The sequence below is a fragment of the Marinobacter sp. E2 genome, assembly GCF_055755345.1.
In genome coordinates this window covers 470,510-494,171 of the sequence record NZ_CM146911.1, presented here as the reverse complement: position 1 = coordinate 494,171, position 23,662 = coordinate 470,510, and the positions used below count along the sequence as shown (strand labels likewise).

Genomic DNA, 23,662 nt, shown 5'->3' with positions numbered 1-23,662 from the left:
CCGATGTGCGACTATGCCCTCTCCGAATTGTCAGTATCCGGTAGCGACAGATCATTACATGAACGCGTTCAAGCCCAGAGAAACCCTGACCGAACAGGTCGCCCGTCATATCGAGAACCTCATCGCCTTTGGCCAGCTCAGATCCGGCGAACGGATCTATGAAGGTGCCATGGCCAAGCAGATGGACGTCAGCCACGGCTCCATACGGGAAGGCTTGCTGTTGCTTGAGAAACGGCACCTCGTGCGGAACGTGCCCCGCAAGGGCGCATTCGTAACGCCGCTGGATGAGTTCTTCGTTCGCAGCCTGTACGAAACCCTCGAGCTCTACCTTACCCATACCGGCCGCAAGCTGGTGCGCAACCAGCAGCCCGAGGACATCGAGCGCCTGGAGAGCCTGTACGACCGGATGCAGGCCTGCTTCCAGAGAAACGACCTGATGGCGTTTCTGGAGCTGGGTATCGAATACACCCAGGCGTCACTGGCCTACGCCGACAACTACTTCATCGTCGCGGCCATTGATGACCTCTGGCCATCCGCCAAGCGCTGTGCGTTTGTTGCCTTTCAGGAAGGCGGGAACCGTGTGCTGGAGGACAACCTGCTGCACATGAGCCAGTCCATCAGTGCCATCCGCGACCGGGACGAGGAGCGCCTCGCCGAGATCCTGCACCGGTTTGCCCTGCAGCAATGCCAGCAGGTGCTGGACGCCATCAATAAAAGAGCTGGGTAAAGGAAAAGCCGATATTGAGGTAGGCCGTCCAGTTGTCCTTGTTGTTGTAGGCAGCGGCCAGCTGGACCGGCCCCAGGAACGTATCGACGCCGGTGTACACGCTGGTGGATTTCACCGAGCTGTCCCAACTGGCCTCGTCCAGCGAAGGCCAGGCGTTACCCGCCTCCAGGCCGACACCGACGAACCAGGGCACCAGTGGACCGCCAAAGGACTGACTGGCGTAAACCGCCGCCATCAGGGCATGATCGCCCGTGATTTCCCCCGGCGCATAGGCGGACAGTCGCCGGAATCCGCCCAGGCGCACGGCATTCTCGATGCCCGGTGTACCACGGGTTATCGCCCGGCCATAAGCCAGCCCGGTAAGGGTCAGGCCCCGCCAGCTCTGGGTGCCCAGCAGCAGGCTGGTCAGGGAATCAAACTCCCGCTCAGAACCCAGCCCTTCGCGCTCCAGATGGCCACGTATGCCAGCAAAAGCCCCGGCACGAGGGTAGAACGTATCATCAAGGGAGTCGTGCACCAGCTGCAATGAAACACCGCCCTGGTGAATGGCACCCTCCGGTGCCACCGCCTGGCCAATCTGCTCGTCCACCGTCGCGTAACCGCGGGCGTAGGACAGGCGAACCTCGGCGTTACCGCCAAGCTCCATGCCCAGTGCCAGGTCCGCCTGTCGGAACGTCACATCCACTTCGGCCACCCGCACGCCGGCCGTATCGAACTGGCTGAAGGTGTCCCGGGAGTAGGTGCCCCCCAGAACCATGAACCGTTCATACCCGTAGTCCAGGGGCTGGTACCACTGGCTCCGAACCCAGGGATCAGTACCCAGTTGCACACCGGTCTGCCATTCTCCCCCCAGCCGGTTCAACTCGGTCATTCGCAGGGCGGAGGCAATATTGAAGCGCGTCTCACCATCGAAGTTGTCTTCGTAATTGAGCCCGAATGAGAGGTAGTTGGGACCCCAGCTTTTCTCCTGCACGCGGATGACCAGTACAGCTCCCTCGGAAGCGGTGGAGCGCGCCACGGAGTAGGACACGATCTCGTAGTAGCCCAGCCCGTAGATTCGCTTCAGGTCGGCCTCCAGCTGGGAACGGTCGAGCGGCTCTCCGGTCTTCTGGCGAATGCGTTCACGCAGGAAATCCCGGGCCAGACGGCTACTGCCCTCGATATCGATGCGCGCGATGGGTTCGGATACCGGATCGGGACCTCGGACGGCCGCACGCCAGGCCTGCCAGCGCTCCCTGGATACCGCCAGAGGGCGCAGCTCGACACCGTGCTCGCGGGCCGCCGAGGCGCCCAGCTCGAACAGTATCGGTGCATCGTAGAAATCGGCGGAGGTATAGCCCTCGAGATCCGGGCGGATCAGCACATCCCGCTCTGAGAGCAGCGCCAGTTGCTGTTCGGTGTTACGGCGGGTCATGATGGTGGTCAGCTGGCCCACCACCGAGAACGCCTCCCGCAGCTGCTCGGTCTCCATCAGGCTGTCGGTGATATCGACGGCGATGATCACGTCTGCGCCCAGCTCACGGGCGACACTGACCGGCAGGTTATTGGCAACGCCGCCGTCGACCAGCAGCCTGCCGTTTCGCTGTGCTGGAGCGTAGACGCCGGGAATACTCATGCTGGCACGGATGGCCTCGGACAGATTGCCGTCGTCAATGACCACCTGTTCGCCGGTCTCGAGGTCCGTGGCAACGGCCCGGAAGCGAATAGGCAGGCGATCGAAATCCTCAACCAGGGCGGCGCTGCGAGTCAGTTCATTGAGGATGAAACCAAGGTTCTGGCCGGCAATCAGACCGCCCCCGACATGCAGCCCGTCAGAACGCACCCCGATGCCCGGGACCACCGGGAAGCGCCAGTCATCCTGCTTGCGCCGGACCGGCTTGTAGACCCGTCCAGGATCGTCGCGGAAGCTCGACAGCCAGTCGAGCTCGATCAACCGGTTCTCGATGTCCCTGATCGGCATACCGCTGGCGTACAGCGCACCGACGGCCGAGCCGGCACTGGTGCCCACAATCAGGTCTACCGGAATGCGCATCTCCTCGAGCACCCGGAGCACGCCGACATGGGCCATGCCCTTGGCGCCACCGCCGCTGAGCACAAGGCCAACCTTCGGGCGTTCCGGCGCCTGCCCGGGTTGGTCGGCCAGCAACGCCGGGTGCCAAAGCCCCGGCAACAGCAGCAACAGCGCGAACCAATGCCGTCGTCGGTCTCGGATCACGACCGCCTCATTTCCGGTCCGGAGCGTCGTCGTCCGCCAGAGACAGGTGGGACACGTCGGGCACCATGGGCGGGGGCAAGTCGCGCTTGACGCCAAGGTCGCTGCCTGCCGGCGCCAGGCTCCATTCATCCAGGTGCTGGAACATGGGCGCTTCCACCTCGGTCTGCTCAGCCAGCGTGACACCCACCGGATCCAGACTGAGCCCCGAACCCGAAAGGATGTCATCCACTTTCTCGCCGGCAACCGGGAGTCGATCCCCCGGTTCACGTTCCGGGACCTGGCGGGTCGCCGCCGGCGTCGGCTCGGGCCTGGTCGCGGGCGCCGGTTGCGATGGCTGCGTTGATTCCGGTGACGACCGCCAGCCACCGGGCGCTGGCGCCTCGGCCATGGGCTGCACGTAGGCCACCATGCCGTGCTTTTTCAGCACCGCGCGATACTTTTCCGCCTGCACCTCTTCTAGCTTGTTGCGGATGACCACGGGCTGCCCGCTGAACATGCGATCCACCTGCTCAAGCGAAGCCTTGAACAGGTTTCGGGCATTACTCCGGGCGGTTTCGAGATCCGTTCCGGGAACGCACTCGCCTTTGAAAACAAGCTGAAACATGGGGTCTTCCTCCTGGCGTTCGTCTGAATTCCATCATAGTTGATACGGCAGCCCACCGGGAGGTCTGACCGGCGCTTTGGCCGTCCACCAACAACCTCAGGATTGCCCGAGTGCAAAACCAGAGTGCAAAACATTGAAAAATTAATGTCACATATCACGCAAAATGCGACAGACTCTGCAATAATGCACCGTAACCAACCGTAACATTTGGTTACATAGTAATCGGATTGTCACCAGGGAGTGGCCTCCAATGACCATCGCATCCACACTCCGGATCGCTGCTGCCACGCTGCTGCTGTCAGCCTCGCAGGCCCAGGCCGAAAACATCGATGTTTTGATGAGCCAGGTCTTCCCCGCCGGCCAGGCCACCTACATCGGTTATGAAAGCGTCGAACGCCAGGACATTCCGGTGTCCGCCGCTGTGGAACGCAAATACCTGATTGTCGACTTCCGCCTTGCCTCCGGCCAGATGGCCTCGGACCAGCTCCAGGCGAGCGTTCACAAGGTCTGCATGACCCTGCTGAAAGACCGCGACCTGATCCGCCAGTTGTCCGACTCCGGCTACGATATGGTTTCGGTCGCCTTCGACCGTAACTCACAGTTCGACTGTCTGTAGTTTCGGCTGGAGTTCCAGCCAAAGCACCGACTGGCCCTTACTCTTCCCTGCCAAGCAGTTTCGGAAACGCCTCCAGGGCACTGTTCACCGCATCCAGGTTGAACGCTTCCACGTCCGCCAGCAGTTTTTCACCGTACCGGGTCACTGACCGGGAGCGAAAACGGTGCCCCCAGGCCAGCAGGCGACGGGCGAAATCCTTCATCTGTTCAGGGTCACCGCTTTCCCGGACCGTCTGCCATTCGTCACCGAAGTCTGCCGCCAGCTGCTCCCGCAGCCAGCCTCGCTCCTGCATGCTGAGCGTCTGGGCGAGCAGACGGTCGGATTCCTTGGGCTCGCCTTCGTCTTCCGCCTGCTGCACCGTGGCTTCGACCCTGGGCAAGGTTACCGTGAATACCGAACCTGCTCCCGGCTCACTTTCCACATCGAGCTCTCCGCCCATCATGCGGGCAAGCTTGCGGCTGATGGCCAGGCCCAGACCGGTGCCGCCATAGCGCCGGGTATTCTGCCCTTCTTGCTGCTCGAAGGCGTCGAAGATGCGCTCCACCTGGTCCTGGGGAATGCCGATGCCGGTGTCGCTGACGGTCACCACCAGCTTGTAATACTGGCGTTCGACAGACTCGGGATCCGCCTCTGTCTTGCGGGGTTTCAGGGGCCGGGCGGTGGCCCGTACCGTTACACCACCGTCGTGGGTAAACTTGATGGCGTTGCCCACCAGGTTGAACAACACCTGTCGCAGACGGGTCTCGTCGAGCATCATGGCGGCCGGCATGCCGGAGTCGACGCTCACTTCCAGGGTAATACCCTGCTCGCGCGCCCGCAGGTCGAAGATGTGACGCACGTCGTCCAGCAACCGACGCACAGACACGGCCGAATAGTCCAGGCGCATCTTGCCGGCCTCAATACGCGACAGATCCAGAATGTCGTTGATCAGCATCAGCAAGCTGCGGCTGCCGGCCCGAATCGAATCCAGGTAGTTGCGCTGCTGGGGATCCGTCACGCTGTTGCTCAACAGATCGCTGTAGCCGATGACAGCGTTCATGGGGGTCCGGATCTCGTGGGACATGTTGGCCAGAAACTCGCTTTTCGCCAGGCTCGCCGCCTCCGCCTCACGGGCAAGCCGTTCGGCTTCCAGCTTGGCCGCCCGCAATTCATCCTCACTCCGGCGCAGGGCGTTCTCCGAGCGGATGCGCTCGTCCACTTCCCGTGACAGCTTGCGGTTCCAGTACAGGAAAATCAGCACCACCAGAATGGCGATCATCACCACTCGCCGGACCACGGTGTAGTCGGCCTCCTGCTCGATATCCAGGTGAATCCAGCGGTTGTAGATGGCCTCGGTTTCACTGGCCTCAAGACTGCCCAGCGCCTTGTTCAGGATACGATGCAGTTCAACGTCGTCCTTGCGCACCGCCAGCCGAAGGTCGTACTGGTAGGGCGTGATGCTGGTGATGCGAAGGTTGGACAAACCCAGGCGCGCCACGGTGTAACTCACCGCGGGTATGTGGGTGACCATGACGTCCAGGTCGCCGTTGGATAGCGCCAGCAACCCCTCTTCCACGGTCTGCACCGGGTACAGGTCGAGGTTGGGATGGTTGATCAGCAGGTAGTCGTGGGCGGCCTGCCGGTTAACCACGCCTACCCGTTCACTGCGCAGCTCCCGAAGATCACCGATGAAGCGACCGTCATCCCGGATGGCCAGGGCAATGGGAACGGTCAGATAGGCCCTCGTGAAGAGAAAGGCATCCTCGGTGCGCGGCGTCCGGGAAAGGCCCGGCAGAATATCCACCTCACCGGAACGCAGTTGCTCCTCCACCGCCATGCGCCCGCCCGCCAGGGTACGGGTAAAGCGCACGTTGAGCTGGCTTTCCAGCCGGCTGACCAGATCCGGCACCAGACCGGTAGGCCGGCCATCCTGGGCAAACTCGAAGGGCGGCCAGTCCGAGCGGAAGGCCACCTTCAGATTCGGATGACGCTCAAGCCAGTCGATATCCGATGCGGACAGCTCCACCCCGGTTCGCTGTACCGGCGGCTGGTCCGACTGCAGCCAGGACTGGCGGATCACCCGATGCTCACTGTGACTGATGGCCGCCACCGCTTTGTTGAGCACCTGGTACAGGCGTTCGTTGTCGGTGTCTACCTGCAACACCACATCCACTGGTCGGGTGTCGAGCAGTACGGCGAGACCGATACCGTTGACCATGGCGGACTGCAGGTAATCCGAAACCACCGGCACGGGTGCCAGAAAGGCATCCGCCTTCCCCGAGAGCACCCGCCCAACCGCTTCGCTGACCCCGGCAACCGGTACGGGGGTGAATTTCTCCACCGGGTCCAGCAACGGATACTGATTCGGATCACCGGTGATCACCGCGATGCGAGCCCCCTCCAGGTCAGCGATGGAGCGAATGGCTGCATCTCCGGAGCTGACGAACAGCCCGTAGGTGAGAGACATCAGCGGATCTGTGAACCGCTTGCCCGGCACCACCGGCATACCCGGCATTCGGGTTGTGAGCACCGCATCTGTGGCTGGCTCAGCCGTTACCGGTCCCGCGTCACGCCCCAGCAGAACAGGCTCGATGGCGACAGCCAGCTTCTCCGAGAGACGGGCCAGGTAGTCGATGTAGGTGCCCGCCAAGACCCCATTGCCGGTGTCGAACACCAGCGGCACCTGATCGCCCCGGATACCCACGCGGAACTGCTCCTGCCCTGCCAGCCACACCAGTTCTTCCTTACCCAGAACCGGCGCCGGCGACAATTGCGGGGGCTCTGCCCGCAAGGGGGCTTGAAACAGCACAAGCAGGCAGCACAGTAAGACGGTAAGGGTAACCTTCACTGGATATCCTTGGGGGTTCCACTACATTTCAGGGAACAATACCTGCAAACGTCGTTGATTTCATTCAGGCGAACAGCTAACCGGAGATGAACGCTCATGGACACCAGCAAACACAACCTCAGTACGCTGTTTGAACAGTTGGGCCTGGCGTCCGACGAGAAAAGCATCGAGACCTTCGTGGCCCGTCATTCACCGCTGCCGCCCGACATCGCGCTGCAGGATGCGCCTTTCTGGTCCGAAGCCCAGTCCCATTTCCTGGAGGAGGGCCTGGAGGACGACAGCGACTGGGCCGAGGTCATTGACGAGCTGGACGCCCTGATGCGCCACTAATGCCCGGCATCCGTACCGTCGTCACCACTGACGGCTACCCGGTTTCGGCCGTTGTCCTTGGCCTGGTAGAGGGCCCGGTCGGCGCGATCGAACACCGACTCCTCCGTGTCTCCCGACACCAGCCCGGCCAGACCGGCGGAGAATGTCACGGTGACCGGCTCACCGCGAAAATGGAACGGCAGGCGGCCGACGTGTGCCCTGAGCTCATCCAGTGCACGCCGGGCGTCGTCTGGCCAGGTCTCCGGGAACAGCAGCACGAATTCCTCTCCCCCGAAACGGGCGACGAAGTCAGTATTGCGAAGACGCTCCCGGAATTCCCGGGCCACCAGCTGTAATACCCGGTCGCCCGCCTTGTGGCCGTAGCTGTCGTTCACCCGCTTGAACAGATCGATATCCAGCACCCCCACCGTCAGCGGATGGCCGTAGCGCTGCCAGCGGTTGTATTCAAACGCCAGGCGCTCTTGCCAGGCCTCCCGGTTGGGCAGCTCGGTGAGCAGATCGGTCATCGCCCGCAGACGTTCCCTGCGCACCTGCTCCTGCATTTGCTCGGAATTGGCTTCCATGGCGGCAACCCGCTGCTGCATGGTCTCCAACTGTTCCGAAAGCATGCGCTCACGTTCTGTTTCCTGGCTGCGAAAACGGCTTACGGCCTCGCCAATGGATTCCAGATGACGGGTAACGGAATGCTTCAGATCGGCCAGGTCATCGCTTTCAGACAGTTTCTGGCCCACTCTCTCGATCTCTTCACGAATCTCACGGTCAAGATGTTCGGAGGCCTCGAGCCTGCCGGTCTGGGCCGAGGACTGGGTGGCGAAATGCTCCCGCAGCACGTTGAGCCGTTCATCCAGTCGCTTCAGGAAAGCCTCGAATTCGCGCTTGCTCCGGGTGACAGCGGCGATCACCAGCTCGGCAACATGGTTGAGCCCCTCCCGCAACTCGTCCCAGTCATTGCTGACCAGAAGGGACTGCTGCAAGGCCCGCGCCCGCGCCTCGGCAGCCGGCTCCAGAGCCACCTGCGTCAGCATCTGGCCGAGCAGCTGACCCACTCGCCGGGCAATGCGCAAGCGCTGAATGTTGTCCTCGATGTCCTGGCCGTCAACGGACGCTGATGCTGGAGGTGCTTCCTGCGGTGTCGGTGCCGCCGGTTCTGGAGCCGGTGGCCGGCGTGAAAACAGCGAACGTCGCACCTGCTCGGCCGACTGTCGCTCATCGAGCAGGGCCACCTGCCGGTCAATCTGGTCCTGCAGTTCCTTCCAGGCGTCCACATCCACCCGCCCTTTCCGGAGATCCTTGCGTACCCGGGCCAGCAATTTGTCCAGTTCCGGCGTCTGGCCCTCGGAGGCCAGGCTGGTTCTGACCAGCATACGCTCGAGGGTATTACGCTCCGCCTTCCATTGTTTTTCCCGATGGTCTGCCGATTCGAGTTCCTGGAGGTATTTTTCCTTCCAGGACGGATCCGTTGTCATGGAGCGCTCCCGTCAATCCCTGTGGTTCAAATCTCGATATTGAAGCCTCGCCGCGACCGGCTAGCGGCCTGGGCTGTCATCTTCGGAGGTATTGCCATGATACCTGCCTCGCCGGGCCCTGGGGTGACTCTGGTCATAAACCCGCGCCAAATGCTGAAAATCCAGGTGGGTATACACCTGGGTCGTGGCAATATCGGCATGCCCCAGTAACTCTTGTACGGCTCGAAGGTCACCACTGGATTCCAGCATGTGGCTGGCAAAAGAATGTCGAAGCAGGTGCGGGTGCAGCCTCTGGTCCGCGCCATGAACGATGCCCCACCGGTTCAATCGCGCCTGGATACTGCGGTGACTGAGCCTTTGCCCGCGCTGGCTGACAAACAGTGCCGGCTCGCCATCACCGGCCAAGGATGCCCGATGCGGCAGCCAGGCTCGCAGAGCGGCCAGCGCCCTGGAACCCACCGGCAGCAAGCGCTCCTTGCTGCCCTTGCCCAGCACACGGACTTCGCCACCCTTGAGGTCAATACGATCCAGGTCAAGGCCGGCCAGCTCCGCCAGTCGCAGCCCCGAGGAATACATGAGCTCAAACATGCACAGATCGCGGATTTCGAGGGGATCATCCGGCTGGCTATCGAGCAGATGGTTGAGCTGATCCACATCGGCCACCTTTGGCAGGGGCCGGCCGCTTTTCGGCGCACGGATATCCAGGGCTGGATTGTCAGAGGCGAGCTTCTCGCGCAGCAGAAACTGATAGAAGCGGCGGGTGGCGGACAGGTGACGGGCGATGCTTCGACCGGCGAGCCCGTCCCGGCTCAGGGTCGCTACGTAGCGGCGGAGCTCGTGGTTGGTCAGTCCCTGCCAGCGGTCAAGATCCCGCTCGGACATCCAGGCGGCCAAACGCAGCAGGTCCCGCTGGTAACCGTCGCAGGTTCTCGGGGAATGGCGTTTTTCCGACGCCAGATGCCGGATAAACGCGGCTATCGGTTCTGACAGCGCATCGGGCAGAGGGGCTGCCGGGCTGTCAGACACCTCAGCGAGACTCCGTTACCATCTCGGTGACCGGAGCCGCGGCAGTATGGCGCTGAACCATGGGGGGCAGCAGCCGACTGAGGGTATCGCTGATGTAACTCAGGAACAGAGACCCCATGCTCTGGTCAAAATAGCCCGTCTGGCAACTGCCAACGGCAAACACACCCACCAGGGTGTCGTGACGCAGGGGCACCAGGGCAACAGACGCGATCGGCTCTTCGCGGTCGGGAAACAGGAACTGGCGCTCGCTCTCACGGAACTGACCACACACGGCACGCTCACCGTCCAGCAGGCTGCCCAGACGCTCCCTGGCAACGGCCGGACTGACCACGTGCAGCGCCCCCTGGGAAGCTTCCGGCAGCTCGTTGTCAGTGAACAACAGTACCGAGGCCGCATCCAGACCAAAATCCCCGCGAATGCTGTCATCGATGGCCGCGGCCATGTCGTTCAGGGTTCGGGCCTCGATCACCTGCATCAGCAGGCGCTTGCTCTTTTCAAACAACCGGTCGTTGTGGCGGGCGATAGACACCAGCTCCACCAGCTCCCGACGCAGGGTGTCCCGCTGTTCCCGGAACAGGTGCACCTGGCGTTCCACCAGTGAAATCGCGCGCCCGCTGTCGTGGGGCAAGGTCAGGCTGCGCAGAAGCTCGTCCTGGTCAACAAAGAAATCGGGGTTGGCGCGCAGGTAGTCAGCCACTTCTTCCCGGCTGAGCTCACCGGCCTTCTTGCGGGCCGTTTGTTCTGTCATCGTGTACTCCTGGCTGTCAGGACCGTTGTTTATGGGGGCGGCCGCTCTTCCGGCGGCGGCCACCAGAGTCACCCGGCAGCCTTAACTGCCCTTCAAAGACGCTGGTTGCAGGCCCTTCCATCATAACAGGGGACCCCTCACCCTGCCATTCGATCACCAGCTTGCCGCCACGCAGCTCCACTTCCACGCGGGCATCCAGCAACCCTCTCACGCAGCCGACGACCACCGCCGCACAGGCGCCGCTGCCACAGGCCAGGGTCTCGCCGGAACCGCGTTCGAACACCCGAAGCCGGGCATGGGAGCGATCCAGGATCTGCAGGAAGCCGATGTTCGCGCGGGCCGGGAAACGCGGGTGCTTTTCCAGCAGGGGCCCCAGGGTTTCCACCGGAGCGGTATCCACGTTATCCACCAGCAGCACGCCGTGCGGGTTACCCATGGAGACTGCGCTGAGCTCCACGGTCTGGCCGTCCACGTCCACGGTGTAGACGTCCTTGCGGCGATCGGCGGCAAACGGAATGGCCGGCGGATTGAACTCAGGAACCCCCATGTTCACGGTGACCATGCCTTCCCGGCCGACCCGCAGTTCGATCACGCCTTTGGCAGTCTGGACCCGGATCACCTTCTTGTTGGTCAGGCGCTGGTCGCGGACAAAGCGAGCGAAACATCGGGCTCCGTTGCCGCACTGTTCCACTTCCGAGCCGTCGGCGTTGAAGATCCGGTAGCGAAAATCCACATCGGGCAGGCCCGGGGGCTCTACCACCAGCAACTGGTCAAAACCAATGCCGAAATTCCGGTTGGCCAGTTCGCGAATCATCTCCGGGCGCAGGCGGAACGGCTGGCTGATGGCGTCCACCACCATGAAATCGTTGCCCAGACCGTGCATCTTGGTGAAACGCAGTGTCGGGCCCTGGCTGCGGCGTTGCTGGCTCATGTCCTCATTCCCGCTCATTCCGGCAGACAGCTCTCGGGGCCGAGCTGATCCTCGAGGGTTTCACGACGACGCACCACGTGCACCTGATCACCATCCACCATCAGTTCCGGGGGCCGGTTCCGGGTGTTGTAGTTGGAACTCATCACAAAGCCATAGGCGCCGGCTGACCGCACCGCAAGAAGATCCCCTGCCTTCAGGCGCAGGCGCCGGTCCTTGCCCAGGAAATCGCCCGTTTCGCAGACAGGGCCCACCAGGTCCCAGGCTCTCTCGTCACCGTCCTGGTGCGGGCGCACCGGGATGATGGCCTGCCAGGCGCTGTACAGGGCCGGCCGGATCAGGTCGTTCATGGCGGCATCAATGATGGCGAAGTTGCGGTGGTCAGTGCACTTCAGGAATTCGACCCGGGTCACCAGGATGCCGGCATTGGCGGCAATAGAGCGACCAGGCTCGAGAATCAGCTCGAGGGAACGGTCACCCAGGCGCTCAGACAGGGCCCGGACATAGTCGGAGGGTTGCGGTGGCTGCTCCTGGTTGTAGGTCACGCCAAGACCACCCCCCATGTCCAGGTGGCGTATCTTGATGCCGCGAGCCGCCAGGTCGTCAATCAGGGCCAACACCCGGTCCAGGGCATCCAGGAACGGCGACACGCTAGTGAGCTGGGAGCCGATATGGCAATCCACACCCTTGACCTCCAGATTGGGCAGGCCGGCCGCTCGGGCATACACCTCCGGCGCCTCCGCGATGTCGATGCCGAACTTGTTCTCCTTCAAACCGGTGGAAATATAGGGGTGGGTGCCCGCGTCCACGTCCGGATTCACCCGCAACGACACAGGGGCCTTCACGCCAAGCTCGCCGGCCACGGCATTCAGACGATCCAGCTCGGTGTCGGATTCCACGTTGAAGCAACGCACCCCGACCTCAAGGGCCCGTCGCATTTCCCATTCCTGCTTGCCAACGCCCGAGAACACGACCTTGCCGGGGTCGCCACCGGCGCGGAGGACCCGCTCCAGCTCGCCGGCCGAGACAATATCGAACCCGGATCCCAGACGGGCCAGCACGTTGAGCACCGCCAGGTTGCTGTTGGCCTTGACCGCATAACACACCAGGTGGGGACGATCCTTCAGGGCCTCGTCGTAGGCGCGATAGTGTCGCTCCAGGGTGGCACGGGAATAGACATAGGCCGGCGTGCCAAACTGTCGGGCAATGTCGGAGACAGGGACGTCTTCGGCGAACAGCTCACCGTCACGGTAATTGAAATGATCCATGGGTTTCCTGGTTGGTCTTGCGGAGTAACGGGTCGGTACCACTAATCGCTGGCATTCGCGCCGTCGCCGTCTTGCTGCCGATCATCAACGGTTTCGGCCCGGGTTGGGGCCTCAACACCGGAGGCCTCCCGGTAAAGCGGCCCTTTCTGGCCACACCCGCTGAGCAAAACCGCCAGCACCAGCAGTACGATCGGCAGAGTCGACATGCGCATTCCTGCTACCCCTGAGTTCGTTATGCCGGCAGTATACCTGACACCGACCCTGCCCGGCGAGATCAGAGGCGCTCCAGGTGACGGTTGAGGGCGTCCTCGAGAAACGACCGGTAATACAGATACTGACTGGTCTGGATGTCCTGTTGGTACACCCGAGGGTCCAGATCGTGGGGCAGGTGAACGTCGGTGAGGTACACCGGGTAGTGCTCGTCGCTGCGCCGTAGCGATCGGATGTAGTGGGCGACGGCGGGAATCAGCTGGTCACCGTATTCCTGTACCGTAAACTCCTGGGCACCACAGAAGATGTCGAATCTAAGTCGGCTGTCACCTTCCTGGATGCCCACCGCCTGAACCTCCAGGCCCGGCAGGGGCGCACCGGAATCGGACTCATTGCGGCGCTCGGCGCGCCAGCCGTCCTCGCGCCGCACGAGCTCATAGCACTGGACGCCGGCAATCACGCCGGTGGAATCCGTTTGCCGCAGCATCCGTCGCTCTATCAGGTTGTCCAGGAACCGGAGCACCGGTACCAGCAGGTGGCGTCGGCTATTCATCGGCTGCTCCCAGCTGAACACCGAGCCCAGTTCATCCACCACCCAGAACCGGGTCCGTTCACCGGACACCCGGAAAAAGACCTGAATTGTGTCCGGCTCACTGGCCTGGCACACCGCCCGCAGGGCTGGTTCCTCAAGCAGGGCATGGCGATCAAACACCACGGGCAGGTAACGCTCCTGGGGCAGAGCGAGGTGCGCCATCAACGCGGCCAGGCTGTCCAAAACAATGAACCCCGGCTCCTGCCCGTTGAACTGCAACACAAAAAAGCGTCGGTCCATTTCGATCACATAGCGCAGGGGATGCGGACCCGCGCCACCGGCAAAGAACGGGCGGAGCACGTCGGCAAACAGTTCCTGAACCCGCCGGGCAATGGCCGGGCCGTGCCCACGGTTGTGACAGTGCACCTGAACCTCCGGCAGCTCGGCCGGGTTTGCTGCCGCTGACGCCAGCACATTCTTCAGGCACTGGACCAGCGTGTCGCCGGCTGCATAGTGTTGCAGGCTCACCTCGTGCCAGCTGTTGAAGGTGATCTGATCAATGCTGACCACCAGATTTTCACGGCCGCCGCTGAAACCCAGGGAATCGTGGCGGGCGCTGAGTTTGTGCAAGCCTTTTTCGGTGAGGTGCGCCTGCGGGTCGATGCCGACATTAACCAGCAGCAGGTGGCGCATCGGGCGCACGCCCCGCGACAGCGCGTCCCGATCGGCCGGAGCAATCGGGAACGACAGAAAGCCGGCAAGGGCGTCCAGCATTTCCCGCAGCTCACTCACCGAAGCCACGGTAGGGCCGGCGCGAACGTTCAGCCGGGTCGCCCGGTTCAGCAGACCATTGCAGTAGCACCACACCATCAGTTCGGCCAGGTTGCCGGAGCGACGAATCACCGGTTTCCAGAAGGCATCGGCCGGATCTTCCAGATCCCGGTAGAGCAGCCACCCCTCGCCGGCCCCACCCTGCTCCGACTGGTGATGAAAAGCCAGATTCTCTTCCGCCAGGGAAGGCGCCAGTCCGGGATTGATCTGCTCGATCTTGCCGGCCTTGCGCTGGAAGGCAGCGTACAGCTTGCGCCCCAGCAAATTGATATCACTGTCACTGATCGCGGCACGCTGACCGTGGTTTCGGGCCATCTTCGACAACAACCGGTAGCTGTGGGTCAGTTCGGCAACCACCGTACGGCGAAGCGCGGTGACCTGCTCGGCACGCCAGCGCTGGCGCTCGTCCAGCTCCAGCAGCTGATCTTCGGTCCAGCCCCACTCGGCCACCAGGCGCCTCAGCAGACCGGCCCGCCACTGGTCCGGCGATCCCTCCGCCCGGGTCAGGGGCAGACCGGCTTTCAGGTACAGGCTCCGGCGAACCAGATCGATGCGCGCGCCCGACTCCGGGCCCGACAGCCAGCCCGCCAGCCGGTCGTAGAGCATGACGTAGGGATCCAGCCGGTCGGCGTGGGTTTCCCCCCGGTAAATGGCCCGCTTGAATTCAGCCGACAACAGCGGCTGATCAACGGTTCGCGCATAGCACTCGATCAGCAGCAGCTTCAGAATCGACTTCCAGGGCGCATCGATGCCCTTGTACAGCTGCCAGACCCCGGCGCCAAGAAACTCGGCCTCGGGGATCGCCGGCACTGGCCCGAAATCGATGTACTCGGAGGCCTTCACAAACCGGTAATCCACCAGGGTGCGCAGACACTGCTGGTAGTTGGCCTCCTGCTCCGCCGGCACCAGCCACCACATGGGCCAGGCACCGGCCAGGTGAATGCCGGTACGATAGAACTCGTCCAGCAAGAGGTAGTGCTGGGCGCTTCCGCAATTTTCACCAGTTACTTCCACACGCTCCCGACCGGCCCGCCAGTCGGCGGCGCAGAAGACGAAGACGTGCAGCTCCACACCCAGCGACTCAGCCCAGCGGGACAGTCGTTCTGCCTTGCGCTCAAGACAACGGATGCCCCGCTCCGGCAAATCGCTGCGGTGACACAGCCAGACATCGAGGTCACTGGCCACCGAGTGGCCGAGCGTGCCGGGGCTCCCCATCAGGAACATGGCGTCGAGGTCGGGCCGACGCTTGCCTTCATCTTTCAGACTGAACGTCCGGGCCAGCCGGCGTGCGGCATGGAGTGTGGCCGCCGACGGCGTGTAGTTCACCAGACCGTAGGGGCAATCGCCGTCCAGATAGCCGGGCAGCGCCGGGTGATTGAGGTGAAACACCAGCGGCAGGATTTCCAGAACACTCTGCTGGCGGTAGGACAGCGCCGAATGGGCGCGATTCCAGCGCTGCTGATTGACCAGAAGGAACCGGTCCCTCAGACGACGCAGGGTCTTGCGATCTATTCCCTCCTCGAAGTCGAGGGAAATCGGGGCGGCGTGGGCGGTCAAGATGGCTCCGGCGAGAGGTTCCTTTCGCAATCAGTATGCGTATGATGTGGGCATCGTTGCAAAACCCGAAGAAAAATAAAAGTTACTGAACCCCCGAGGCTCGCCGCTCGTGAAAGAGTTCATCATTCGCCGGTATCGGCCGGATTCTTCCCCGACTGCTGAACGCAGCACTGTTCTTCGCATTGACGACGAAGGCAGGATCCTGTTCGCAGACCACCACGCTGAGGCGATCCTCGGTTATGACAGCGGCGAACTGGAAGGCCAGTCAGTGCACCGGATCCTGGCGTCCCGCGAAGATGACCCGTTCGCGCCCGCCAACCGCCACCGGATCGAGCGTGGCCAGACGGTTCTGGTCACCTTCCGTCACAAAGAGGGTTTTTTCTACACCGCCAGCCTCAATCTCCGGCTGGAAATGCGTGATGCCGACAACGCGGCCAGCGCCACCATCGCCCTTAGTGACACCCCCGGCCGGGACGCGCGACTGCTCCGGGCGGCGGAATCCGGCGCCGGCTTCGGGCTCTGGGAGCTCGACACCGAGACCAATCAGATGACCTGGTCCGAAGGGATGTTCCATCTTCTGGAGTTGCGCCCGGGCACCGGAATCACCCCGGAGCAGGCGCTGTTCTACTGCCAGACCGGGCAGGCAAGAGTGCGGGCCCTGTTTCGTCGATGCATCCGGACCGGCCAGGGATTTTCCCTCGATCTCGACATCCTGACATCCCGCCAGAACCCGCGTCGCGTCAGCCTGAGCTGCCGAGCCCTCAAAGCCAGCGGCCGCACGACCCGGTTGGGTGGCACTCTGGTAGACAAGACCGCGCGGATGCAGCTGGACCGAGTCCGCCGGCAGGCAGACCGGATACTGTCGGCCATCAGCAGCGCAAGCCGGGACCTGGTGGTTGCGGTGGACGCTGTGTTCAACCTGACTCATTTCAATTCCGCCTGGGCCACACAGTTCCAGGAAACCTTTGGCGTGGAACCCACTCTGGGCGCCAATCTCAGCCATCTGCTGGAGTCTTTTCCGAACGAACGCAGAATGATGGAGCGGCTCTGGCATCGAGCCTTCGAGCGGGAAAGCTTTGTCCTGGAGATGCCCATGGCCCAGCAAGCACGGCCATTGCCGGTGTACGAATTTCACTACCAGCGACTGCTTGGCGACCACGGGGAAATCACCGGCGCGGTTCACGTGGCCCGACCAGTGGAGCCGCGCGCCAACCAGGGGGCCAGCGACGACTACCGCCTCCGTCATGATCCGGTAACCGGTCTGATGAACCGGCGGGAACTGGTGGCGCGGTTGCTCAGAACCCTCGAGCAGAAAGCGCACCGGGCATCGTGTGACAGCCTTCTGTACCTGGATCTGGATAATTTCGAGCGCTTCAACGAGCAGGCCGGCAGCGGCACCTGTGACCGGTATCTGCGTGAGCTGGCTGGTAATCTGGGTGTTCGGGTCCGGCAACGTGATGCCCTGGCGCGCCTCGCCGGCGACACCTTCGCGTTGCTCATTGAGAACTGCCCCGAACCCCGGGCGCGGGCGATCGCCGAGGAGACCCTGGAGCTGATTGGCGACTTCGTTTTCGACTGGCAGGGCCACAAGCTCAGCACAACTGCCTCGGGCGGACTGCTGATCATGGATCAGGATGTACCCACAGACCCGGAACAGCTGCTCGCCCAGGCGGCAGATCTGTGCCATACCGCCAAGACCTCTGGCCGAAACCGGGTGCACACAGCCAGAGCCCTGGCCCACCAGACCAACGACGCCGTTGCCAATGAGCGGGTGGCACAGATGCGAGAAGCTCTGGACAGCCAAAACCTGATCCTGGAATACCAGGCGATGCGCCCCGTGGCCAGCCCGACCTGGGGTGACCACATCGAGATCCTGTGCAGGATACCGGCCGCCAGCGATACCGATGAGGTGCTCATGCCCCAGGATTTCCTCCCGGTTGCCGAGCGTTTCGATCTCGCCAAACGCCTCGACCGGCAGGTCATTCGCCAGACCCTGGAGTGGCTTGGCTGCCAGCCGCTGCTGGAGCCGAGGCTCAAATACTGTGGCTTCAACCTGTCGCTGGCCAGCGTACTGGATGACACCTTTGCCGAGTTCATGGCCGGCGCCCTGAGTGGATCGGCGTTCGCACCCGACTGTTTCTGCCTGGAAATCCGCGAGGCCCACGCCACCCAGTATCCCGATGACGTGGCGGTACTGTGCGATGCCTTGCACAAGGCGGGCTTCCGGGTAGCGCTGGACGGCGCGGGTGCGTCGGTCGAGAGCTACAGCCTGGCCGCCCGGTTGCCTGTGGACATCATCAAACTGGACCGGCGCATGGTTCAGCACCTGGAGGACGACCCCGTGCAGCAGGTGATGCTCGAAGCCCTGCACCGGATTGCCGAGGCCGCAGGCAAGGTGACGGTGGCCACTTTTATCGAGAGCGACGACGCCCTGCGCAAGGTACGGACCCTGGGCATCCACTACGGCCAGGGTTACCGGCTGTGTCACCCGCAGCCCCTGGCAGAGCTGACCCCGGCGGCGGTAGACCTCGCCACCGGGCGGATAGGCGGGTAAATCCCGGGCTGGTCAGCCCAGCTGGCTGCGAGCCCGGGCAATGGCAGCGCGCACCTGCTCCGGTGCAGTGCCACCGAGGTGGTTCCGGGCCTGGACCGACCCTTCAAGGGTCAGCACATCGAAGACGTCTTCGCGGATGTGGTCGGAGAACTGCTGCAGCTCTTCCAGGGTCATGTCGGACAGATCCCGGCCTTCGGCTACCCCGAACGCCACGGACTTGCCGACAATCTCGTGGGCATCCCGGAACGGCACGCCTTTCTTGACCAGATAATCCGCCAGGTCGGTGGCGGTGGAGAAGCCGCGTTTTGCCGCCACCCGCATGTTGTCGGCCTTGGAACGGATGGCCGGAATCATGTCGGCGTAGGCCTTGAGGCACCCCTTGACGGTATCCACGGTATCGAACAGCGGTTCCTTGTCTTCCTGGTTGTCCTTGTTATAAGCCAGCGGCTGGCTCTTCATCAGGGTCAGCAGGCTGATCAGGTGGCCGTTCACGCGGCCGGTCTTGCCGCGCACCAGCTCCGGCACGTCCGGGTTCTTTTTCTGGGGCATGATCGACGAGCCGGTGCAGAAGCGGTCCGGCAGATCGATGAAATCGAACTGGGCCGAGGTCCAGAGCACCAGCTCCTCACTGAATCGGGAGAGGTGCGTCATCAGCAGCGCGGCAAAGCTGCAGAACTCGATGGCAAAGTCACGGTCGCTGACCGAATCCAGGCTGTTTTCGGTCGGTCGATCAAAACCGAGCAGTTGCGCGGTCATTTCACGATCAATCGGGTAGGTGGTGCCGGCCAGGGCAGCGGCGCCCAGGGGCATCACATTGACCCGCTTGCGACAGTCCTGCAGGCGCTCGGCGTCGCGCACCAGCATTTCGTACCAGGCCAGCAGGTGGTGTCCGAAGGTCACCGGCTGGGCGGTCTGAAGGTGGGTAAAACCGGGCATGATGGTGTCCGCTTCGCGCTCGGCCAGGTCCAGCAGGCCCGCCTTGAGGCGCCGAAGCTCCTCGGCAATCACGTCGATCTCGTCGCGCAGGTACAGGCGGATGTCGGTGGCCACCTGGTCATTGCGGCTGCGGCCGGTGTGCAGTTTCTTGCCGGTAATACCGATGCGGTCTGTAAGACGTGCTTCGATGTTCATGTGCACGTCTTCCAGACTCACCGACCACTGGAAGTTGCCGGATTCGATGTCCGCCTTGACGCCCTTCAGGCCCTCAATAATCTGGTCCCGCTCCGCGTTGGTGAGCACCCCTACCTCGGCCAGCATAGTGGCGTGGGCGATGGATCCGGTGATGTCGTGGTGGTACAGACGCTGATCAAAACCGACCGATGCGGTGAATTTCTCAACAAAGGCATCGGTGGGCTCGCTGAAGCGCCCGCCCCAGGGTTTTTCAGAGCTTGTGGTCTGGTCAGACTTTTTCTGATCCGTCATGGTCTATCTTTCCTGCTGACAGCCCGGCATCATCTGGCGGGAACTGGGTACATTGAACGTGGCGGGAGTATACCATTCTGACCCCGGTTAAGGAGACATCCCGTAACAGGGACAACAGCGTGACCACGAGCGACTTCTTCGTGCCGGATCTATGCCGGGTGCGGGCCGTCTTCCTGTTGCTGGTCACCAGCGAACTGCTGGTGCTGGTGCTGTCGATTGTGCAGGCGGAGCGCGGCTGGATCGACTGGAACTACTTCGGCCTGTTGTCCCTGTTCGTGCAATGGACCACGCTGACCAGCGCCGCGCTGATCTGCCTGCTCCGGGCACGGCTGGCGCGCATGCGGGTGTCCTGGGCCACCGCTACCATCGTGGCGATCGTGCTACTGGATGTGCTGGCCTTCAGCCTGTTTGCCGACAGAGTGCTGCATCCGGTGGGCGGTGTGGCCGCCTGGCAGGGTGTGGCCAAGAAACTCCTGCTGGCGCTGCTGATCGTGCTGATGGTGTTGCGTTACTTCTACCTGCAGCACCAATGGCAGCAACAACGAGAGGCCGAGATGCAGGCCAACCTGGCTGCCCTCCAGGCCCGCATACAACCCCACTTCCTGTTCAACAGTATGAACACCATCGCCAGCCTGATCGCCGTCAACCCGGAACGGGCGGAAGACGCCGTACTGGATCTCTCGGAGCTGTTCCGCGCCAGCCTCCGCAGCGTCGATCAACTGATTCCCCTGTCACAGGAGCTGGAGCTTTGCCATCGTTACCTCGACATCGAAAGCTTGCGACTGGATGACCGGCTCCGGCTGGAATGGCAGGTCGAAGCTGGCCTGGAGCAGCAGGCAATTCCGCCCCTGACCCTGCAGCCGCTGGTGGAAAATGCCATCTATCATGGCATCCAGCCGCGGCCGGAAGGCGGTACCGTGCGCATTGAAGTCCAGAGCAAGGGCAATTTTATCTACCTTCTGGTACAGAACCCCAAGCCGGACCACGGCAACCGACAGCACCAGGGCAACCGCATGGCTCTGACCAACATCCAGGCCCGTCTCCAGGCCTTATTTGGCGAACCAGCAGTGTTGAAACATAGCCACCATGACGGTATTTACACCGTAACCCTGCGTTTGCCGCGCCAGAAAATCAGCGCACCGCCGCCAGCAAAGGCGGACTGGCGCAACCAGCGCACCACGGACACAACGAAGAGCGAGCCCTGCGATGACTGAGCCCCGCAGCGTCCTGATCGCCGATGACGAACCCCTCGCCCGGGAGCGGATCCGCCGGCTGGTGGACGCCATCCCCGGGTACCGTGTCTGCGGCGAGGCCGCCGATGGCGATAGCACACTCCGGCAGGTCGCCGAACTGGAGCCCGACATCCTGTTGCTGGACATCCGCATGCCGGGCATGGACGGCATGGAAGCGGCCAACCGCCTGAGCCAACTGCCCAATCCCCCGGCCCTGATCTTCTGCACCGCCTACGACCATTACGCCATCCAGGCGTTCGATGTGCAGGCATCCGCCTACCTGCTGAAGCCGGTTCGCCGGGAAGCCCTGGCCGACGCCCTGGCGCGGGCCGGCAGGGTCAACCGGGTCCAGCTGCAGACCCTGAATGGCCAGTCCGGCAACCAGGCGGAGCAACTGGCTGTACGCACCCACCGCGGCACCGTTCTGATCGACCTCTCGGAGATTCTCTACTGCGAGGCCGACCAGAAATACGTCACCATCCACCATACCCGTGGCGACACGGTGTGTGATTACACGCTCAAGGAACTGGAGAACAGTTACCCGGAATTTCTGCTTCGGACCCACCGGCACACCCTGGTGGGCGTGCGTTTTATCGAGGGGCTTCGACGGACGCCGGACGGCCACAACCTGATCCACCTGAAGGATAACCGGGGCGAACTGCCAGTGAGCCGCCGCCACGCCAGCAGCGTGCGCCAGTGGCTCCAGGAACATCAGCCGGGCTGATTACGCGGAGCGGGCCGGTTTGCCGCCGGGCGCGGCTTCGCCACGGGACATTTGGACCGCCACAAGGTAACCTTGGCGGACATTTTCCGAACCGACTGTGAGTGTGATGTCCAAACGTACCCTACGCATTGCAACCCGCAGCAGCGCGCTGGCGCTGTGGCAGGCGGAGTTCATCAAGGCAGAACTGGAAAGACTGCACGACAACGTCAGCGTGGAGCTGGTCAAAATCAAGACCCAGGGCGACAAGATCCTGGACGTTCCCCTGGCCAAGATTGGCGGCAAGGGCCTGTTCGTGAAGGAGCTGGAAGAAGCCATGCTCGACGGTCGGGCCGACCTGGCGGTGCACTCAATGAAGGATGTGCCCATGGAGTTCCCGGAGGGGCTCGGCCTGGTTGCCATCTGCGAGCGGGAAGATCCCACTGACGCGTTTGTCAGCAACCGGTTCGATAACGTCGACGCCCTGCCCGAGGGTGCCGTGGTTGGCACCGCCAGCCTGCGCCGGGAGGCACAGCTCCGGGCCTATCGACCAGACCTCCAGATTCGCGTGCTGCGTGGCAACGTCAACACCCGCCTGGCCAAGCTGGACGCCGGCGAGTACGACGCCATCGTACTTGCAAGCTCGGGCCTGAAACGCCTGGGCTTTCACGACCGCATCCGCTACTGCCTGCCGGATACTGTATCGCTGCCCGCCGTTGGCCAGGGCGCCCTGGGCATCGAATGCCGGGTGAGTGACCACGAACTGCTGGCCATGCTTGAGCCGTTGAACCACAAGGACACCTCCGATCGGGTCAAGGCCGAACGGGCCCTGAACCGGCGACTGGAAGGCGGCTGCCAGGTGCCCATTGCGGCCTATGCCCTGCTCGAGGATAACGATACGATCTGGCTGCGGGGCTTGGTCGGGGCCGTGGATGGAAGCCAGATTTTCCGCGTTGAAGGCCGCGCACCGCGGGCCGAAGGCGAGCGCCTGGGCCGGGAGCTGGCAGAGGACCTGCTGGCACTGGGCGCCGACAAGGTGCTGGCAGAAATCTATGGCCACACGCCCACCTGAGCCGGACCTGAGCGGCCGGCGGATCCTGGTTTGCCGGCCCGAACCGGAGGCGTCACGCCTGGCGCGCCGGTTCCGCGATGTTGGCGCAGAGGTTCAGGTACTGCCGATGATCGACCGGCAGCCGCTGCCGGAAACACCCGAGCGCCGCACGCTCATCCTCAGTCTCGATGAGTTTTCCCACGTCATCGCCGTCAGTCCTTATGCCGCTCGCCTGCTACTGGACGCCATCGACACCTGGTGGCCCCAGATACCGGTCGGCATCCGCTGGTACGGCGTGGGTGCTGGGACCGCTGCAGTTCTGGCCGAGCACGGGCTAAACCCACGTCTCCCTCCCAAGGGCTGGACCAGCGAAGCCCTGCTTGCCCTGCCCTCCCTGAATCACCTGGACGGAGAAAAGGTCCTGCTGGCGCGGGGCGACACCGGCCGTGAACTGATACGCGAGACCCTGCAGGCACGGGGCGCCCGGGTGACCGTGCTGCCACTTTATCGACGCCTTCCGGCGGAGCACTCCCCCGAGCTTCTGCGCGCAACTCTGAAAGACTTTGCCCCGGAGGCCATCGTTGCCCTGTCGGGCGAAACCTTGAACAATCTCATCGCACTGTGTGCGAATTACGGCCATAATCTATACGATAGGTTATTGATTGTTCCCGCAGATCGGGTCGCCGAACAGGCTCGTGCGGCGGGATTCCAGAACCCGTGTATACCAGGAAGCCTTGCCGATAACGACATCGTGGCCACGGTTGCAGCGCAACTTGCCGGCCGGGACGGTGGCTCCGGAAAAGCCAAGTAAGGACGCC

The 23,662-nt window shown here is 63.0% G+C and carries 19 protein-coding genes; 8 read left to right on the top strand and 11 right to left on the bottom strand.

Features of this window, described 5'->3' with window-relative positions; all coding sequences use genetic code 11:
- Window positions 1-58: 58 nt before the first annotated feature.
- Entirely contained in the window at window positions 59-727 is a 669-nt protein-coding gene (locus tag AC0J1C_RS02160; protein WP_473045434.1) for a GntR family transcriptional regulator, read from the top strand.
- Here the strand turns inward: AC0J1C_RS02160 and AC0J1C_RS02155 are convergent.
- Together AC0J1C_RS02155 and AC0J1C_RS02150 are read right to left on the bottom strand one after the other, a co-directional pair.
- Window positions 708-2,903: a patatin-like phospholipase family protein gene (locus AC0J1C_RS02155; RefSeq protein ID WP_473046489.1), complete on the bottom strand. Its 2,196-nt coding sequence runs from the start codon at window positions 2,901-2,903 to the stop codon at window positions 708-710. The genes AC0J1C_RS02160 and AC0J1C_RS02155 overlap by 20 nt on opposite strands.
- 46 nt (window positions 2,904-2,949) lie before the next feature.
- Window positions 2,950-3,546, bottom strand: coding sequence for a hypothetical protein (locus tag AC0J1C_RS02150; protein ID WP_473045433.1), 597 nt, complete (start codon window positions 3,544-3,546; stop codon window positions 2,950-2,952).
- A 250-nt stretch (window positions 3,547-3,796) separates the two neighbouring features.
- Here AC0J1C_RS02150 and AC0J1C_RS02145 point away from each other — a divergent pair, with 250 nt between their 5' ends.
- The gene (locus AC0J1C_RS02145) at window positions 3,797-4,162 is read left to right on the top strand and encodes a hypothetical protein (RefSeq protein WP_473045432.1); all 366 of its coding nucleotides are present in this window, start codon (window positions 3,797-3,799) and stop codon (window positions 4,160-4,162) included.
- 37 nt (window positions 4,163-4,199) lie between these two features.
- Here AC0J1C_RS02145 and AC0J1C_RS02140 read toward each other — a convergent pair whose 3' ends face one another.
- Window positions 4,200-6,989, bottom strand: coding sequence for an ATP-binding protein (locus AC0J1C_RS02140; protein ID WP_473045431.1), 2,790 nt, complete (start codon window positions 6,987-6,989; stop codon window positions 4,200-4,202).
- Between the two features lie 96 nt (window positions 6,990-7,085).
- Between AC0J1C_RS02140 and AC0J1C_RS02135 the strand changes: the two genes are divergently transcribed.
- Window positions 7,086-7,319 (top strand): DUF2789 domain-containing protein, encoded by a 234-nt coding sequence (locus AC0J1C_RS02135; protein ID WP_375193434.1) that lies wholly within the window; start codon window positions 7,086-7,088, stop codon window positions 7,317-7,319.
- Here the strand turns inward: AC0J1C_RS02135 and AC0J1C_RS02130 are convergent.
- From AC0J1C_RS02130 to AC0J1C_RS02100, 7 genes are all read right to left on the bottom strand, one after another.
- On the bottom strand, window positions 7,316-8,785 hold the full coding sequence (locus AC0J1C_RS02130; protein ID WP_473045430.1) for a GGDEF domain-containing protein: 1,470 nt from the start codon (window positions 8,783-8,785) through the stop codon (window positions 7,316-7,318). The two genes, AC0J1C_RS02135 and AC0J1C_RS02130, sit on opposite strands and share 4 nt — an antisense overlap.
- A 60-nt stretch (window positions 8,786-8,845) precedes the next feature.
- Window positions 8,846-9,811 carry a tyrosine recombinase XerC gene (gene xerC / locus AC0J1C_RS02125; protein ID WP_473045429.1) on the bottom strand — a complete coding sequence of 322 codons (966 nt, stop codon included), beginning with the start codon at window positions 9,809-9,811 and terminating at the stop codon, window positions 8,846-8,848.
- Between the two features lies 1 nt (window position 9,812).
- Entirely contained in the window at window positions 9,813-10,559 is a 747-nt protein-coding gene (locus AC0J1C_RS02120; RefSeq protein ID WP_473045428.1) for a DUF484 family protein, read from the bottom strand.
- A 16-nt stretch (window positions 10,560-10,575) separates the two neighbouring features.
- The gene (gene dapF, locus AC0J1C_RS02115) at window positions 10,576-11,490 is read right to left on the bottom strand and encodes a diaminopimelate epimerase (RefSeq protein WP_473045427.1); all 915 of its coding nucleotides are present in this window, start codon (window positions 11,488-11,490) and stop codon (window positions 10,576-10,578) included.
- A 14-nt stretch (window positions 11,491-11,504) separates the two neighbouring features.
- On the bottom strand, window positions 11,505-12,755 hold the full coding sequence (lysA, locus tag AC0J1C_RS02110) for a diaminopimelate decarboxylase (protein WP_473045426.1): 1,251 nt from the start codon (window positions 12,753-12,755) through the stop codon (window positions 11,505-11,507).
- 41 nt (window positions 12,756-12,796) lie between these two features.
- Window positions 12,797-12,967, bottom strand: a complete 171-nt coding sequence (lptM, locus tag AC0J1C_RS02105) for an LPS translocon maturation chaperone LptM (protein WP_473045424.1) — start codon at window positions 12,965-12,967, stop codon at window positions 12,797-12,799.
- A gap of 62 nt (window positions 12,968-13,029) precedes the next feature.
- Window positions 13,030-15,885, bottom strand: a complete 2,856-nt coding sequence (locus AC0J1C_RS02100; protein WP_375193427.1) for a class I adenylate cyclase — start codon at window positions 15,883-15,885, stop codon at window positions 13,030-13,032.
- 109 nt (window positions 15,886-15,994) lie between these two features.
- On the opposite strand from AC0J1C_RS02100, the gene AC0J1C_RS02095 reads away from it, so the two are divergent.
- Window positions 15,995-18,439, top strand: a complete 2,445-nt coding sequence (locus AC0J1C_RS02095) for an EAL domain-containing protein (protein WP_473045423.1) — start codon at window positions 15,995-15,997, stop codon at window positions 18,437-18,439.
- Between the two features lie 12 nt (window positions 18,440-18,451).
- On the opposite strand, the gene argH is transcribed toward AC0J1C_RS02095, so the two are convergent.
- Window positions 18,452-19,861 carry an argininosuccinate lyase gene (gene argH / locus AC0J1C_RS02090; protein WP_473045422.1) on the bottom strand — a complete coding sequence of 470 codons (1,410 nt, stop codon included), beginning with the start codon at window positions 19,859-19,861 and terminating at the stop codon, window positions 18,452-18,454.
- Window positions 19,862-19,980: 119 nt separating this feature from the next.
- Between argH and AC0J1C_RS02085 the strand changes: the two genes are divergently transcribed.
- From AC0J1C_RS02085 to AC0J1C_RS02070, 4 genes are all read left to right on the top strand, one after another.
- Window positions 19,981-21,075 carry a sensor histidine kinase gene (locus AC0J1C_RS02085; RefSeq protein WP_473045421.1) on the top strand — a complete coding sequence of 365 codons (1,095 nt, stop codon included), beginning with the start codon at window positions 19,981-19,983 and terminating at the stop codon, window positions 21,073-21,075.
- Entirely contained in the window at window positions 21,068-21,817 is a 750-nt protein-coding gene (locus AC0J1C_RS02080) for a LytR/AlgR family response regulator transcription factor (RefSeq protein WP_473045419.1), read from the top strand. Before AC0J1C_RS02085 ends, AC0J1C_RS02080 begins: the two co-directional genes overlap by 8 nt.
- A gap of 106 nt (window positions 21,818-21,923) precedes the next feature.
- Window positions 21,924-22,865: a hydroxymethylbilane synthase gene (gene hemC, locus AC0J1C_RS02075; protein WP_473045418.1), complete on the top strand. Its 942-nt coding sequence runs from the start codon at window positions 21,924-21,926 to the stop codon at window positions 22,863-22,865.
- The gene (locus tag AC0J1C_RS02070; RefSeq protein WP_473045417.1) at window positions 22,846-23,655 is read left to right on the top strand and encodes a uroporphyrinogen-III synthase; all 810 of its coding nucleotides are present in this window, start codon (window positions 22,846-22,848) and stop codon (window positions 23,653-23,655) included. The genes hemC and AC0J1C_RS02070 overlap by 20 nt, the downstream gene beginning before the upstream one ends.
- The last annotated feature ends 7 nt before the right edge of the window (window positions 23,656-23,662 follow it).

What these genes read in the sequence shown, in the direction of transcription:
- hemC (WP_473045418.1), top strand. Translation starts at nt 21,924, where the DNA reads ATGTCCAAACGTACCCTACGCATTGCAACCCGCAGCAGCGCGCTGGCG.
- AC0J1C_RS02135 (WP_375193434.1), top strand. Translation starts at nt 7,086, where the DNA reads ATGGACACCAGCAAACACAACCTCAGTACGCTGTTTGAACAGTTGGGC.
- argH (WP_473045422.1), bottom strand. Translation starts at nt 19,861, where the DNA reads ATGACGGATCAGAAAAAGTCTGACCAGACCACAAGCTCTGAAAAACCC.
- lysA (WP_473045426.1), bottom strand. Translation starts at nt 12,755, where the DNA reads ATGGATCATTTCAATTACCGTGACGGTGAGCTGTTCGCCGAAGACGTC.
- AC0J1C_RS02070 (WP_473045417.1), top strand. Translation starts at nt 22,846, where the DNA reads ATGGCCACACGCCCACCTGAGCCGGACCTGAGCGGCCGGCGGATCCTG.
- AC0J1C_RS02150 (WP_473045433.1), bottom strand. Translation starts at nt 3,546, where the DNA reads ATGTTTCAGCTTGTTTTCAAAGGCGAGTGCGTTCCCGGAACGGATCTC.
- AC0J1C_RS02120 (WP_473045428.1), bottom strand. Translation starts at nt 10,559, where the DNA reads ATGACAGAACAAACGGCCCGCAAGAAGGCCGGTGAGCTCAGCCGGGAA.
- AC0J1C_RS02145 (WP_473045432.1), top strand. Translation starts at nt 3,797, where the DNA reads ATGACCATCGCATCCACACTCCGGATCGCTGCTGCCACGCTGCTGCTG.
- AC0J1C_RS02130 (WP_473045430.1), bottom strand. Translation starts at nt 8,785, where the DNA reads ATGACAACGGATCCGTCCTGGAAGGAAAAATACCTCCAGGAACTCGAA.
- lptM (WP_473045424.1), bottom strand. Translation starts at nt 12,967, where the DNA reads ATGCGCATGTCGACTCTGCCGATCGTACTGCTGGTGCTGGCGGTTTTG.
- AC0J1C_RS02080 (WP_473045419.1), top strand. Translation starts at nt 21,068, where the DNA reads ATGACTGAGCCCCGCAGCGTCCTGATCGCCGATGACGAACCCCTCGCC.
- dapF (WP_473045427.1), bottom strand. Translation starts at nt 11,490, where the DNA reads ATGAGCCAGCAACGCCGCAGCCAGGGCCCGACACTGCGTTTCACCAAG.
- AC0J1C_RS02160 (WP_473045434.1), top strand. Translation starts at nt 59, where the DNA reads ATGAACGCGTTCAAGCCCAGAGAAACCCTGACCGAACAGGTCGCCCGT.